This window comes from Azospirillum sp. B21 (assembly GCF_008364825.1).
GTDB lineage: Bacteria > Pseudomonadota > Alphaproteobacteria > Azospirillales > Azospirillaceae > Azospirillum.
In genome coordinates this window covers 1-14,714 of the sequence record NZ_VTTO01000025.1, presented here as the reverse complement: position 1 = coordinate 14,714, position 14,714 = coordinate 1, and the positions used below count along the sequence as shown (strand labels likewise).

Annotated in this window: 14 protein-coding genes; 9 read left to right on the top strand and 5 right to left on the bottom strand. The window is 69.1% G+C overall.

Annotated features, from left to right (window positions below):
- Nucleotides 1-11: 11 nt before the first annotated feature.
- Genes flgH through flgF form a run of 4 tightly spaced genes read right to left on the bottom strand, consistent with a single transcriptional unit; the run spans nucleotide 12 to nucleotide 3,030 of the window.
- Nucleotides 12-743, bottom strand: coding sequence for a flagellar basal body L-ring protein FlgH (flgH, locus tag FZ983_RS30895; RefSeq protein ID WP_149228391.1), 732 nt, complete (start codon nucleotides 741-743; stop codon nucleotides 12-14).
- 47 nt (nucleotides 744-790) lie between these two features.
- On the bottom strand, nucleotides 791-1,495 hold the full coding sequence (gene flgA / locus FZ983_RS30890) for a flagellar basal body P-ring formation chaperone FlgA (RefSeq protein ID WP_149228390.1): 705 nt from the start codon (nucleotides 1,493-1,495) through the stop codon (nucleotides 791-793).
- Entirely contained in the window at nucleotides 1,492-2,277 is a 786-nt protein-coding gene (gene flgG / locus FZ983_RS30885; protein ID WP_149228389.1) for a flagellar basal-body rod protein FlgG, read from the bottom strand. Before flgG ends, flgA begins: the two co-directional genes overlap by 4 nt.
- A gap of 21 nt (nucleotides 2,278-2,298) precedes the next feature.
- On the bottom strand, nucleotides 2,299-3,030 hold the full coding sequence (gene flgF, locus FZ983_RS30880) for a flagellar basal-body rod protein FlgF (RefSeq protein ID WP_149228388.1): 732 nt from the start codon (nucleotides 3,028-3,030) through the stop codon (nucleotides 2,299-2,301).
- Nucleotides 3,031-3,174: 144 nt separating this feature from the next.
- Here flgF and FZ983_RS30875 point away from each other — a divergent pair, with 144 nt between their 5' ends.
- From FZ983_RS30875 to FZ983_RS30835, 9 genes are all read left to right on the top strand, one after another.
- The gene (locus tag FZ983_RS30875) at nucleotides 3,175-5,652 is read left to right on the top strand and encodes a hypothetical protein (RefSeq protein ID WP_149228387.1); all 2,478 of its coding nucleotides are present in this window, start codon (nucleotides 3,175-3,177) and stop codon (nucleotides 5,650-5,652) included.
- 207 nt (nucleotides 5,653-5,859) lie between these two features.
- Complete coding sequence (motA, locus tag FZ983_RS30870; RefSeq protein WP_149228386.1) at nucleotides 5,860-6,747, top strand: flagellar motor stator protein MotA; 888 nt, start codon at nucleotides 5,860-5,862, stop codon at nucleotides 6,745-6,747.
- Nucleotides 6,748-6,753: 6 nt separating this feature from the next.
- Nucleotides 6,754-7,767 (top strand): flagellar motor protein MotB, encoded by a 1,014-nt coding sequence (locus tag FZ983_RS30865; RefSeq protein ID WP_149228385.1) that lies wholly within the window; start codon nucleotides 6,754-6,756, stop codon nucleotides 7,765-7,767.
- Nucleotides 7,768-8,045: 278 nt separating this feature from the next.
- The gene (locus tag FZ983_RS30860; RefSeq protein WP_149228384.1) at nucleotides 8,046-9,290 is read left to right on the top strand and encodes a flagellar hook protein FlgE; all 1,245 of its coding nucleotides are present in this window, start codon (nucleotides 8,046-8,048) and stop codon (nucleotides 9,288-9,290) included.
- A 25-nt stretch (nucleotides 9,291-9,315) separates the two neighbouring features.
- On the top strand, nucleotides 9,316-10,713 hold the full coding sequence (flgK, locus tag FZ983_RS30855; protein WP_149228383.1) for a flagellar hook-associated protein FlgK: 1,398 nt from the start codon (nucleotides 9,316-9,318) through the stop codon (nucleotides 10,711-10,713).
- A gap of 6 nt (nucleotides 10,714-10,719) precedes the next feature.
- On the top strand, nucleotides 10,720-11,823 hold the full coding sequence (locus tag FZ983_RS30850) for a flagellin (RefSeq protein WP_149228382.1): 1,104 nt from the start codon (nucleotides 10,720-10,722) through the stop codon (nucleotides 11,821-11,823).
- Nucleotides 11,824-11,834: 11 nt separating this feature from the next.
- Nucleotides 11,835-13,007, top strand: coding sequence for a flagellar basal body P-ring protein FlgI (locus FZ983_RS30845; protein WP_149228381.1), 1,173 nt, complete (start codon nucleotides 11,835-11,837; stop codon nucleotides 13,005-13,007).
- Between the two features lie 15 nt (nucleotides 13,008-13,022).
- On the top strand, nucleotides 13,023-13,349 hold the full coding sequence (locus FZ983_RS30840) for a rod-binding protein (protein WP_149228380.1): 327 nt from the start codon (nucleotides 13,023-13,025) through the stop codon (nucleotides 13,347-13,349).
- Nucleotides 13,346-13,864 (top strand): flagellar protein FlgN, encoded by a 519-nt coding sequence (locus FZ983_RS30835; protein WP_149228379.1) that lies wholly within the window; start codon nucleotides 13,346-13,348, stop codon nucleotides 13,862-13,864. Before FZ983_RS30840 ends, FZ983_RS30835 begins: the two co-directional genes overlap by 4 nt.
- Before the next feature lie 2 nt (nucleotides 13,865-13,866).
- On the opposite strand, the gene FZ983_RS30830 is transcribed toward FZ983_RS30835, so the two are convergent.
- The gene (locus tag FZ983_RS30830) at nucleotides 13,867-14,433 is read right to left on the bottom strand and encodes a hypothetical protein (RefSeq protein ID WP_247884055.1); all 567 of its coding nucleotides are present in this window, start codon (nucleotides 14,431-14,433) and stop codon (nucleotides 13,867-13,869) included.
- Between the last annotated feature and the right edge of the window lie 281 nt (nucleotides 14,434-14,714).

Genomic DNA, 14,714 nt, shown 5'->3' with positions numbered 1-14,714 from the left:
GAAGCCGGATGTCAGAAGGGCAGGATCACGTCCAGCACCTGCTGGCCGTAGCGCGGCTGCTGCACGTCGGTGATCTGGCCCCGGCCGCCATAGGTGATGCGCGCCTCGGCGATCTTGTCGTATTCGATGGTGTTGGCGTTGCTGATGTCTTCGGGACGGATGACGCCGGCGATGCGCATCTCGCGCAGTTCGTAGTTCACCCGCACCTCCTGCCGGCCGGCGATCACGAAATTGCCGTTGGGCAGCACCTGCGTCACCACGGCGGCGACGCGCATGGCGATCCGCTCGTTGCGCTGGATGGTGCCGTTGCCGCTCGACGTGCTGGAGCTGTCGAGATCGACGAGGCTCGACGGGTCGACCGCGTCGGGCAGGATGGCGGGAAGGCGGCTTTCCAGCCCGAAGAAGTTGGGCAGACCGGCCTTCTCGTTGTTGGTGCGTCCGCGCTGGGTGCTGTTGCGCAGCTGCGCCTGATCGGAGATGTCGATGACGACGGTCAGCAGGTCGCCCACCGCCTTGGCGCGCGGGTCGCGGAAGAAGTCGCGCGATCCGGTGCGCCACAGGGAGCTGGGGATCTGCTCGGCCGTCGTCGGCTGCGGCATCGGCAGCGAGATCACGCGCGCCTCCGGCTGCATCGCCGGATTGGAGATCTCCGACAGGGTGGGAGCGCTGCCGATGTCGGACAGCCGCGCGCAGCCGCCGGTCGCAACCGAGAGCAGCAGGATGGGGACGAGCGCGGTGCGCATGACGGAAGCTCCCTTTTGTGGGTCGATCAGGGCCGCGCGGCCCATGTTCAAGGTCGCTGAGGAATGCGCGGGCCGTTCACCGAAACGGTTTCCGCGCCGGTGACGGTCCCGGTGACGATGGTGCTGCTGGCGATGTTCATGACGCGGACGATGTCGCCGACGCCGCCCTCCTGCAGGGCGCGGCCGCGCGCCGCCAGAACCAGGGCTCCGTCCTCGTAGACCAGCGTCACCGGCCGGTTGCGCTGGACGACGATGGGCGCCCCCACCGATCCGACCTGGATCAGCCGTCCGGCCGGCATCTGGCGGCGCGGCGACAGTCCGATCAGCGCATCGACCGACGAGATGAATCCCGAGCCGGCGCGGTCCAGCGACAGGCGGACGGTGGTCAGGTCGGCCGCCTCGATGATCTCGCCGGGCCGGATGCGGCGGACCGGAACCGGCATCGCCACCTCGACCTCGGCCCTGCCGTTCAACTCCACGATCCGGCCGTCGCTGAGGATACGGGCCTGGAAGGTCCCGGTGCGGGGATCGAGGTTGATGTCGCGCACGGCGTCCAGCCTGCCGTCGAACGGCCGGCCGAGGGTGACCGCCACCTGCGCGTCGGCCGGCACCGACGGGCCGAGCGAGGCCAGAAGCTCCTCCGCCAGCCGGGTCTCGACCGGTCCCGCGGCGGCATGCAACGGCAGCGCCAGGACGGTCCCAAACAGCAGAACGGCAAGGGGCCGGCGGAAGGATCGCAGCACGGTCGTCACCGCATGTTGGTCATGGTGGAGGCCATCTGGTCGCCGGCCTCGATCACCTTGGCGTTCATCTCGTAGGCGCGCTGGGCCGAGATCAGTTCGGTGATCTCCTGCACGACGTTGACGTTGGAGGATTCCAGGTACTTCTGGCGGATGGTGCCGAAGCCGGCCTGACCGGCCAGCCCGTCCTGCGGCTCGCCCGACGCCGGGGTGGCGCGGAACAGGTTGTCTCCCAACGCTTCCAGGCCGGAGTCGTTGACGAACACCGTCATTGCCAACTGGCCCTGGTTGACCGGCTGGTTCTGGCCGTCGACATAGGCCAGCACCTCGCCGGAGCGGTTGATCACCACCTCGCGCGTGCCCTGCGGCACGGTGATGCCGGGGGCGACGGTGAAGCCGTCGGCGGTGACGATGGTGCCCTCCGGCGACAGCTTGAAGCTGCCGGCGCGGGTGTAGACGGTCTCGCCGCCGGGTTGGGTCACGTTGAAGTAGCCGCGCCCCTCGATCGCCAGATCCAGCTCGTTGCCGGTGGAGGTCAGGTTGCCGGTGGTGTTGATGCGGTTGACCGAGGTCGGCCGCACGCCCAGCCCCACCTCGACGCCGGTCGGCACGATGGTGCCCGAATCGGTCGACTGGCTGCCCTGCCGGCGCTCCGCCTGATACATCAGGTCCTGGAATTCGGCGCGCGAGCGCTTGAACGCCGTGGTGTTGATGTTGGCGATGTTGTTGGAGATGACCTCGACGTTCATCTGCTGGGCCATCATGCCGGTGGACGCGATGCTGAGCACGCGCATGGACGGACTCTCCTTCGGAGATTAAGAGGATTTGCCGAGGCGGTTGATGGCGGAGCGCAACAGGTCCTGCCCGTCGTCCACCATCTTGGTCACCGCCTGATAATCGCGGGTCAGGTCCATCATGCGGCCGATCTCGACGATGCCCTGCACGTTGGACCGTTCGACCTTGCCCTCCACCAGACGGGTATCGGGGGCGGGACGCGCCTCCATGCCGTCTGCCGGCTCGAACAGCAGGTCGCCTGTCTGCTTCAGCATCTGCGGATTGTCGAAGCGCGACACGGCGATGCGGGCGATCACGTTGCCGTCTGCCGACAGCAGCCCGTCCGACCCGATGCTGATGACGCTGCTGTCCGACGGGATGACGATGGGGCGGCGGCCGTCGTCCAGCACGGGATAGCCGTTGGTGCCGACCAGCGTGCCGTCGGCATCGCGGCGCAGCCGGCCGTCGCGGGTGTAGCGCACGCCGTCCGGCGACTGCACGGAGAGGAAGCCGTCGCCGTCCAGCGCCACGTCATAGGGGTTGCCGGTCTCGGTGAAGGCGCCGGCGCGCAGGTCGGTGTAGGTGGACCGGTCGATGGTGAAGGCGATGCGGTCGGTCGGCTTGCGCCCGCCGGCCTCCATCGCCGCCTCGAACAGAGTGCGCTCGCCGCGGAAGCCGGCGGTATTCATGTTGGCGACATTGTTCGCCACGACGTCCAGCTGCCGCCGCAGCGCCATCTGGCGCGACAGTCCGATGTAAAGCTGGTTCTCCATCGCCGAACACTCCGGTTTTGAACTCCGCCTTAATCTGGACGATGCAGTTTAAAGCCGGGTTTCAACCTGGACCGTCCGGGCCGGCACCTTTCCGGTCTTGGGTAAGGTTTGGCGATCATTTCGATAAAATGCGAGACGACTGTGATGAAACGGCGCCCGGATAACGCATCGGTCCTTGGTTCGACGCTGGTCCTTGCCCTGCTGGCGGTGTCCGGTCCGGCACAGGCCGCGTCGGTCCGCGCGCAACTGGGCGACCATGGCGACTATTCGCGGCTGGTGCTGACCATGCCCAAAGGGCTGGAGCCGGTGGCGGTCGTCGACGGCTGCGTACTGCGCATCGGCACGCCCGATCCGGTGCGCTGGCCGCTCGCCAGCCTGCGCGACAGCTTCTCCCGCCGCCTGTCGGACTTCGTGACCGCCGACGGCGGGCGCAGCCTGACCGCGGCGATCCCCTGCGGCGCACGGGTCGCCAGCCTGATCGAGCGCCGGATGCTGATCGTCGATGTCGGCGGCCCGCCGGTGCCGGGTGTCAAGCCGGGTGCGCCGGAGGGCGGGGCGGTGAAGGTGACGCCGGAGGCGGTGGTTGCCGCGGGGCCGCAGGTTGGCACCATCGGTGTTGCGGAGGTCGTTGAAGCGCTGAACCCCATCGGCACTGCTAACGCGGCGCCAATCGATCTCTCGAACCCGGCGGAATCCCCTCTCCCCCCCGGGGAGAGGGTTAGGGTGAGGGGGGAGCCCGGCGAGGATTCTCGGGATAGCCATGCGATGCATCCCCCTCACCCCGACCCTCACCCCGGGGGGGAGAGGGGGAGACTTCCGGGTTCGGAACTACGAGAATCCGCCAGCCTGGAAGGCGAGGTCCGCTCCAGCATCGAAGACACGCTGCGCCAGTTGGAGCGCATGCCGGACCGCAGTTCGAAACCCGCCCCGCAGGCGGCCGAACCGCCCAGGCCCCCCGCCCCGCCGCCCATCGGTGCGATGGACCTCGCCGCCTGGGCCGGCGACGACTTCAACCGCACGCGCGAGGCGTTGCAGCGCGCGGTCGGCGCGGCGCAGGGCCGGGCACAGGTCGATGCGCAGATCGCGCTGGTCCGCTTCCTGCTCGCCCGCGCCATGGATGAGGAAGGGCGCGCGGCGCTGGAGGCGGCGGCCAGCCTGTCGCCGGCGCCCGACCAACGCTATACCCTGCGCATCCTCGGCGACGCCTTCCGCGCGCTCGACCGCGAGGGCGCGCCGGACGACAATCTGTTCGTCCAGCTGCCGGCCGGCGTCATGGCCGACCACAATGTCTGGCGCAGCGTCGCTCTGGCCCCAGACCGCTGGGCCGCGGCGAAGGAGGGGCTGCCGATCGCCCTGCGCCGTCTGCTCGACTATCCGGCCGACCTGCGGAGCCGCCTGCTGACCACGCTCGCCGCCGCGTCGGACGAGGCCGGGGACAGCGCCGCCCTGAACCTGATCGTGCTGGGAATGATCACCGTCGATTCCAAGGGCATGGCCGACGGGCGGCTCGATTATTTCCGCGGCCGGCTGGCGGAACTGAAGGCGACTCCCGACGCCGCGCTCGACCGCTACGACGCCGCCGCCGGTCTGCGCCGCGGTCCCTTCGCCAGCATGGCCGAGGTGCGCGCCATCGAGCTGCGCCGCAGCCTGGGCCGGCTGGACGAGGACGGAGCCATCGCCGCGCTGGAGGCCCTGCGCTTCGCTTGGCGCGGCGACGAGATCGAGACCGACGCGCTGGCCGCCCTCGGCAGCGCCTATGCCCGCAGCGGCAAGACCGATGCGGCGCTCGACATCTTCGGACTGCTGGGCCGCCGCTTCGGCGCCACGGCACGCGGGCGCGATGCCCTGGCGGCCGGGCGCGATCTGCTGGCCGCCGTGCTCGACCGCCTCGACCGCTCGCCGCCGGGCGGGCTCTACGCGCTGGCGCTGCAGGCCCGGCACGGCCGGCTGGTCGCACTGGCCGACCGGCCGAATGGCGGGCTGCGCCAGCGCCTCGCCGCACTGCTGCTGCGCGACGGCTACACGCTGGAAGCCACCCGCATCCTGCACGCGCTGACCGAGACCGCCAGTGGCCTCCAGCGGGCGGAGCTGGGCGCCACCCTCGCCCGCGCCCTGATCGACAGCGGACGGGAGGCAGAGGCGCTGGACGTGCTGGCCAGCACCGGCAGCCCGACGCTGGAGCCCGCCCTGGCCGAACGCCGCGCACTGCTGCGTGCCGACGCGCTGCTCGGCGACGGCGATACCGTGCGGGCGCTCGACGCGTTGCGCGGACTGAGCGGGGCGGAGGCGGTGCGGCTGCGCGCCCAGGGGCTGTTCGCCGCCGGCGAGTGGTCAGCCGCCCGCAAGGCCTTCGCCGAACTGGCCGCGACCGGCGCCGAGCCGACGGCGGAGGATGTCGCCCTGCAGGGTTTGTCGGCCTATCTGGCCGGCGACGGCGATGCCTTGCGCGGTCTCGACGACCAGCAGCGCGGCCGGCTGGCCGGCACCCGCTGGGCCGGACTGCTCGACGCGCTGGCCCCGCCGCCCCCCGACGGCCCTTTGCGCGCCGAGTCGGTCGAGCGCGACCTCGCCGCCGCCGCCGCGCTCGACCGGCTGTCGCGCGACTGGCGCGGCAAGCCCTGATGCCCATGCCGGGATCCGTAAAGCCGCTTTAAACGGCGGCCTGTAGCGTCGTCGGCGCGTTGCCCCCTCCCCAACCCTCCCCCGCTATGCGGGAGAGGGTGCCTTATGCGAAGCAGCGGCAGTCCCCTCCACCGCCAAAGGCGGGGGAGGGTTAGGGAGGGGGCAACATCCGTCGCGACGGCCTGTGCACTTCCGGAGAAGAGAACCATGCGCTTGATGTTCGGGTTGATCGCGGTGTTCGCCAGCGTGCTGGGCGGATTCTATGCGATGGGCGGGCGGATGGCCGTGCTGTGGCAGCCGGTCGAGATCGTCATCATCGTCGGCGCCGGGATCGGCGGCTTCGCCATCGCCAACAGCCCGGCGGTCCTGCGCGACACGCTGCGCGCCGTCGGCGCCATCGCCCGCGGCCGGAGCACCCCCAAGAACGACTATCTCGACATGATCGCGCTGGTCTACGGCCTGCTGCGCGTCGCCAAGTCCAAGGGCATGTCGCAGATCGAGGCCGACATCGACAAGCCCACCGAAAGCCCGCTGTTCACCCAGTATCCCAATGTCCTGCGTTATGAGCGCTGCATGACATTCCTCTGCGATTATCTGCGCCTGATCGCCCTGGGGCAGGACAACCCGCACGATCTCGAATCGCTGATGACGGAGGAGCTGGACACGCTGGGCCGCGAGCTGAACCAAGTGCCGAAGGCGTTGCAGAACCTCGCGGACGCCCTGCCGGCGCTGGGCATCGTCGCCGCGGTGCTGGGCGTCATCAACGCCATGGGCGCGATCAGCGAAGCGCCGGAGGTGCTGGGCCGGATGATCGGCGGTGCTCTGACCGGCACCTTCCTGGGCGTGCTGCTGTCCTACGGCATGGTCGGCCCGATCGCCAGCGCCGCCCGCCAGCGCCGTGAATCGGAACTGAACATGTATTTCTGCATCAAGGCGGCGCTCTGCGCCTACCTGCGCGGCAGCCCGCCGCAGGTCTGCGCCGAATATGCCCGCAAGGTGCTCTACACCGACATCCAGCCAAGTCTGGCGGAGGTCGAGGTCGCCACCACCCTGTCGTCGCAGGCCAAGGGCCGCGACGGCCGCCAGCCGGCGTAACCGGCCATGCCGCGCAAGACCGCCCTCCCCCCGATCATCGTCAAGCGCCATCTCGGCGGCCATGATGAAGAAGAGCACAACAGCGCCTGGAAGCTGGCCTATGCCGACTTCGTGACGGCGATGATGACCTTCTTCCTGGTGATGTGGCTGATGAACATCACCACCACCGAGCAACGCAAGGGCATCGCCGATTACTTCAACCCGGTCGCGGTGTCGCAGAGCAACTCCGGCGCCGATGGCATGCTGGCCGGCCGCTCGGTCGACAGCACCGGATCGCTGACCACCCCGAACGCCGCCGGCGATCAGGCGAGCCCGGTGGCCTCCCCGCCCGTCGTCGCTTCCGTCGGCGACAGCGACCGCCAGCCGGCAGGCCGCAAGGATCCGATGCCGCATCCGGCCGGCAGCCCGGTGCCGCCGGTCGACCTGCTGCGCCCCGCCGCCGATCCGGCGCAGGCCGCAGCAGCCGAGCCGCCGGCCAACGGCGCCACCGCGACGCGGGCTGAATTGGAGGCCCTGCTCGACCGACAGTCCGCCGAACTGACCGAACGGGTGGCACTGGAAACGCTGGAACGCGACCTGCGCCAGCGCATCGCCGCGTCGCCCGACCTCAACGCCCTGCAGGGCAGTCTGGTGATCCAGCAGGTGCCGGAGGGCCTGCGCGTCCAGCTGACTGATCAGGCGCGCTTCTCAATGTTCAAGGTCGGCTCGGCCCAGATGAACGAGCAGGGCCGCCGGCTGATGCGGATGGTCGCTTCCGCACTCGCCTCCGTTCCCAACCCGATCGGCATCACCGGCCATACCGACGCTCTCGGCTATGCTCCCGACGCCAAATACGGCAACTGGGAACTCTCCAGCGACCGTGCCAACGCCGCCCGCCGCGAACTGCTGGCCAGCGGCATTCCCGGCAACCGGATCGTCCGCGTCGAAGGCCGCGCCGACCTCGACCATTTCGGCAGCAGCGACCCGCTCGACCCCAGCAACCGGCGGATCAGCATCACGTTGCTGCGGCGGCCGGGGTGAGGAGGCGTGGTGTTGCCCCCACCTTGAATTCTCCCTCTCCCCGGGGGGGAGAGGGGATCTTGCCCCGCTCGGCGTCATGCTTTCAAAATAAAAACCCCCAAATATTTTAACAAAACCGCCCGCCTTTTCCTTTAAAGCCCCTTTAAAACCCCTTCGCTACCGTTAACCCCATCGGTCCTTCGTGGAGAATCCCGGGACGCGCCACTCCCCTTCCGTTTGTCGCCACTGCGACGGCCCGTTCGACGGCCCGTTCGACGGTTGACCAGAGGATCCCAAGGATGAGCCTGTACAGCGCAATGCGTTCCGGTGTCAGTGGCATGGCCGCGCAAAGCTCGCGCCTCGCTGCCATTTCGGACAACATCAGCAATTCCCAGACGGTCGGCTACAAGCGCTCCACCGTGGATTTCTCCACTCTGGTCACCGCACCCGGCGCGCGCAGCACCTACACGGCCAGCGGCGTGCAGTCCGCCACGCATTATCAGGTGCAGCAGGACGGCACCATCCTCGGCAGCACCTCGACGACCGACATGGCGATCAGCGGCGCCGGCTTCTTCGTCGTCGGCAGCACCGCATCCGGCACGCCCCAATATTCGCTGACCCGCGCCGGCAGCTTCCTGCCCGACGAAAGCGGTTTCCTGCGCAACAATGCCGGCCAGTATCTGGAAGCGTGGAAGCTGAATCCCGACGGCACGCTGCCCAATGTCAGCACCGCCCGCTTCGACGACCTGCAGTCGGTCAACATCGGCAATCTCGTCTATGGCGGCAGCCGGACGACGCTGATGGACTTCTCCGGCAACCTGCCGGCCCAGGCGGCGGCCGGCGACAGCTTCACCACCAGCCCGACCTTCTATGACGGGCTCGGCAACCCGCTGGACCTGTCGCTGACCTGGACCAAGGGCGCCACCCCCAACCAGTGGACGCTGACCGCGACCGGACCGGCCGGCTACACGGTCGGCGGCGCGCCGGTGACGCTCAATTTCGCCGCCACCGGCCCCTATGCCGGAAAGCCGGTGGACGGCGCCGGCCTGCCGCTGGACCCGATGCCCGGTATCACCGTCACCTCGCCGGCCACGCCGACCGCCGACAGCTTCACCATGTCGCTCGGCAACGTCACGCAGCTGAACGGCGACTATGTGCCGACCGTCACCGGCGACGGCGCCAAGGTCGGTCAGGTCACCTCGGTCAACATCGACGACAGCGGCAAGCTGTGGGTGATGTACGACAACGGCGCCCGTCAGGCGCTGTACCAGATCCCGATCGCCACCGTCACCAACCCGGACGGTCTGGTCGCCCAGGACGGCAACACCTACACGCTGGGTGCCGAGACCGGCACGCTGACGCTGGGCGCCGGCAAGAAGGGCGCCGCCGGCACCGTCATCGGCAGCGCGCTGGAGCAGTCCAACGTCGACATCGCGACCGAGCTGGTGTCGCTGATCGAGACCCAACGGGCCTACTCGTCCAATGCCACCCTGGTGCGCACGGCCGACGAGATGGTCGAAGAAACCACCCGCCTGAAGCGTTGAGCCCAGTCGCGACGGAGCCCCGGCCATGAGCGTCCAACTCGCCCTCACCGCCGCCCTGTCCGGCCTGCGCACGACGCAGCAGCAGGCGGCGATGACTTCCCACAACCTCGCCAACGCCACCACGGCCGGCTATGTGCGCCGCGACCTCGCCCTGTCGTCGGCCAACACCGCCGGCCGCGGCGCCGGGGTGCAGGTCGACGCCATCGCCCGCAAGGTGGACGAGCTGCTGATCCGCGACGCGCGGTTCGAGACCAGCCGCTACACCGGGCAGGAAGCGCGGGCGTCGGCACTGGCCGACTACGCCCTGGTGCTGGGGCAGCCGCAGGACGAGAAGTCGGTCTCCACCCAGCTGTCGAAGCTGCAGCAGGCCTTCTCCCGCCTGCACGGCATGCCGCAGGACGATGCCGCCCAGAATGCGGTGGTGTCGCAGGCGATCACGCTCACCGACAGCCTGAACCGTGCGGCGGAAGCGGCGCAGACGGTGCAGTCCGACGCCCGCGATCGCCTGCAGACCTCGGTCGACTCGGTGAACACCGCCCTGCAGCGGATCAGCGACCTGAACGGCAGGATCGCCGGGCTGGAAGCGCGCGGCGGCGACACCGGCGACCTGCGCGACGACCGCGACCGCCTGCTCGACCAGGTCTCGCAGGAGATCGGCATCCGCACCTACAGCCGCGAGGACGGCCAGGTGGTGGTGATGACCCGCAACGGCCAGACCCTGCTCGACCACCCGCTGGCGCCCGGCGATCAGCCGCTGACGCTGTTGGGGGACGATGTGATGGCCAACGGCGTCTCGCTGTCCGCCAACCCCGACAGCGAGATCCAGAGCGGCCGCATCATGGGCTATGTCCAGACCATCAAGCAGGACATGCCCCGCGCGCTGGCCCAGCTCGACGAACTGGCCGCCGGACTCGTCCAAGCCTTCCAGGGGGCCGAGACCGACCCAACCCAGCCCGGCCTGTTCACCGACGCCGGCGCCGCCTATGGCGCCACCGCCGGGCTGGCGTCGCGCATCACGGTAAACGACTCCGTGCGGACGGAAAGCTGGCGGGTGCGCAGCGGCATCCAGGCGGCGGCCCCGCTCCAGCCCGGCGACCAGACGCAGATCGACAGGTTCCTGACCGTCTTCACCACCGCCCGCAGCTTCGCCGCCACCGACATGCCGGCCTCCACGACGCTCGGCAGCTACGCCACCGCCATGGTGTCGGCCCAGCAGGGCTACCGCACCGGGGCGGAATCGGAGATGAACGCCCGCAAGATCAGCGCGGATACGTTGGAAACCGCCCGCATCAACCGCGACGGCGTCAACATCGACGACGAGATGCAGAAGCTCCTGATGATCGAGCAGAGCTACGGCGCCAGTGCCCAGGTGGTGCAGGTCGCCGGCCGCATGATCGACATCCTGCTGCAGATCAAGGGGTAAGATCCGATGCTGTACAATGCCCTGTCCACGCTGGGGATGAGCCGGAAGCTGCAAAGCACCATGACCCGGCAGCAGATGGAGCTGGTCCGCGCCAACGAGGAGGTTGCGACCGGCGTCCATGCCGACGTCGCCGCGACCATCGGCGCCAGCACCGGCCGCGACATCGCGCTGCGCAACCTGTTCGACCGCACCGACGAGTATGTGAAGACCACCGACCTGCTCGACGGCCGGATGAAGATGATGGACAGCGCGATGACCAGCATCATCGCGTCGGGCACCGACCTGCTGGCCGCCGCCTCCACCGGCCTGGGGCAGCAGTCGCCGACCGGCACCTCGCTGCAGGTGCGGGCGCGCGGCGTGCTGGATCAGGTGGTCGGGCTGCTGAACGCGTCGGCCGGCAACGCCTATCTGTTCGCCGGCACCGCGCTCGACCAGCCGCCGATGCGCAATGTCGACGGCGACAAGTCGGGCCTGCGCTCGCCGATGCAGATCGTCCGCGATGCCATCCAGTCCGCCACCGGCGGTGCCGAGATGCCGGTGACCGCGGCGGAAACCGCGGCGGTCATTGCCCGGCTGGACGATCTGTTCGCCGTGCGCGACCCGACCACGCCGGCTCCCGCGCCGCTGACCGATACCTTCGAGGGCGGGCTCTACACCGGCACCACCTCGGTCCAGCCCGGCGGCGCCGCCTCCCCCCGCGTCGCCGGCCGTCCGGCCGATTCCAGCACCATCGCCTATGGCGTCCAGGCCAACGACCCGATGATGCGGGAGCTGCTGGAAGGCATCTACATGCTGGCGGCGGTCGACACCTCGAAAATGGATGTCGACGCCTATCCCGACTACATCAAGACGGCGGTCGACAAGTTGTCCAGCGGCCTCGGCAACCTGCGGGAGGCGACGGCGCAGCTCGGCGTCCAGCGCGCCCAGATCGCCACCCTGGCCGAACAGCACAAGACGCAGAAGTCGATCCTCAGCCTGCAGATCGACAATCTGGAAGGCGTCGACCCCTACGAGGCGAGCACGCGGATCAGCCAGCTGGAGGCGCAGATCGACGCCACCGCCAACGCCACCGCGCGCATCGCCAAGCTCCGCCTGACCAACTACCTCTAGGTCCCATCGCCATGAGCCCCGGCAGCATCCAGCTCCCCGTTCCGCGCCGGCCCCGGCCCGCCTTCCGCCATGCAGTCGCTTTGGCTGGCGGGCTGCTGCTGGCGCTCGGCATGCTGTCGGCCCTGCCCGCCCCGGCGGCGTCCCAGACGCGGGTGAAGGATCTGGTCACGTTCGACGGGGTCCGCCGCAACCAGCTGGTCGGCTATGGGCTGGTGGTCGGGTTGAACGGCACCGGCGACCGGCTGATCAACACCCCCTTCACCGAGCAGAGCCTGAAGGGAATGATGGAGCGGCTGGGCATCAACACCCGCGGCGAGACCCTGCGCACCCGCAACGCCGCGGCGGTGATGGTGACGGCCAGCCTGCCGCCCTTCCCGCGCCAGGGCACCACGGTCGATGTGACGGTCTCCGCGCTCGGCGACGCCACCAGCCTGCTGGGCGGCACGCTGGTGGTGACGCCACTGCTGGGTGCGGATGGCGAGGCCTATGCCGTCGCCCAGGGACCGCTGTCGGTCAGCGGCTTCACCGCCGGCGGCTCGGCGGCGACGGTGACCAAGGGCGTACCCACCACCGCCCGCATCGCCAATGGCGCCACTGTGGAGCGCGAGCTGAAATTCGCCCTCAACGATATCGGCGCGGTGCGGATGGCCCTGCGCAACCCGGATTTCACGACGGCGATCCGCATCGCCGATGCGGTGAACGGCCGGCTCGGCGCCGGCAACGCTCGCGTGGTCGACCTGACCACCGTCGATGTCCGGATCACCGGGTCTTACGTGGGCAACGTCCCCCGCCTGATCGGCGAGATCGAACAGCTGCCGGTCCGCCCCGACGCCATCGCCCGCGTGGTGGTGGATGAGCGCAGCGGCACCATCGTCATCGGCGACGACGTGCGGGTCAGCCGCGTCGCTATCACCCAGGGCAACCTGACCGTCCGCGTGGTGGAGACGCCGCAGGTGTCGCAGCCGCAACCCTTCAGCAACGGTTCCACCGTCGTCGTGCCGCGCACCGACGTGCAGGTGCAGGAGGGCAACGGCCGCCAGTTCGTGACCGTCGGCGGCAATGTCAGCCTGCAGCAGCTGGTCAACGGCCTGAACGCTCTGGGCGTGGGACCGCGCGACATGGTGGCCATCCTCCAGGCGATCAAGGCCGCCGGCGCCCTGCACGCCGATCTGGAAATCATCTGACCGCGAGAATCGACGATGGACATCGCCGCAGCCACCTTCCGCGCCACAGCCCCGACTACCCCCGCAGCCTCGATACCAAACCTCCCCGACCCCGCCGCCGCCGACAAGGTCGCCAAGGAGTTCGAGGCGATGCTGGTAAGCCAGTTGATGGAGAGCATGTTCGCGGGCATGCGTGAAAGCCCGCTGTTCGGCGGCGGCGGCCCGGCGGAAAAGCCGTGGCGCAGCATGATGTTGCAGGAATACGGCAAGGCCATCGCCGAGTCCGGCACGCTCGGCATCGGCAGGATGACGCATAACGAGATCGCCCGCCTCTATGCATCCCAAGCGGAGCAGCCGTCATGAGCGTCACCTTCAAGGATCTGATCCACGAATTTGCCCCCGACCGCAGCGCCGAACCGGCGCCGGCCGAGGGACCGGCCGCTTCCGATCCCGGCTATGACGGTGCCACGGCGCTGCTGGTCCGCGACTTCCTCGACGCTGTGGAGGCTCTCTCCGCCGTCCTGGAAGAGGAATCCGCCTGCATCGCCGCCGGAATGCTCGACCGGCTGGAGGCCTTCGCCCACCGCAAGGCGGCGATGGCCGAACAGCTGGAAGGCGCCGTCCTGCGGGCCCGCGACGAGGGCATCCGCTTGCCCGATGAGCTGCGCGCAATGACCCTGGACCGCATCGACCGGCTGGAACGGGCGGTGTCCACCAACGCTTCCGGCCTTGTCGCCCTGCGCAAGGCGGTGCTGACCATCAACCGCAACCTGCTGGTCGCGCTGGAAAAGGCGGCCAGCGACGGCACCTATGCCCGCGACGGACAGGCGCGCCGGCCGGTGGAGCTTTCGGCGTCCGGCCTGAACGCGACCTTGTAACGTCAACCGCGGCTCTTCACGCTCGCAAGTTCGCCGGCCTGCTCCAACTTGATGATGCAGGCGACCAGCGCACGCTGAAAGCCGCGGGTGTCCGACGGCAGCGCCACTCCGGCGCCCGTCGGCCAGAACTCGACGAAGGCAAGGCTGCCCTCCCCGCTTTGGCCTTCCCCGCTCTGGCCCGGCCATTCGAAAGCGATGCCGATGCCGATCTCTTTCGTCGTCCGCCGATGGTCGGTGACGAGGATCTGAGCCTCCCAATGCATGCCGCCGGTGCCGCGGTCGGCCCGCTGGTGGCTCCAGTTCCGCAGATAGTCGCGGAAACCTTCCGACTGGCGGTCGAGCCGCACATAGCTGGAGCGATCGGTGACGGCCGATGCCAGCCGGGTGGTATAGCGCGCCTGGACAAGCGCCCGCGTCACGTCGGCACACAGTTCCTCGATCAGCGCCAGGCTGCGCCGCACCGTATCGCTGAGTGCGGCCGCAAGCGTTGGACCGGTCAAGGCCGCGGCGGCGTGGTCCTTGCGGTAGATATCGAAAAGATCGTCCGGATCGCCCATCGCCGTCCCCACGCCTCCGCCATCCGGCGGACCACTGCGACCAATCGACCAAAAACAAATTAATACCCGGTGAAGCGATCAAAAAATGCGTGGCGTCGTATGCTCGGCCCCGCAAACGCGAAAAACGCCCCGGCTCATATGAACCGGGGCGTTTCTGGTAGGGTGTGCGAAGATGTCAGCGATGTTGCTTCGTGATTGCGCGTCTCTTGAGCCCTGGTGACCTGGCGGCGACCTACTCTCCCACGTCTTAAGACGCAGTACCATTGGCGCGGAGGCTTTTCACGGCCGAGTTC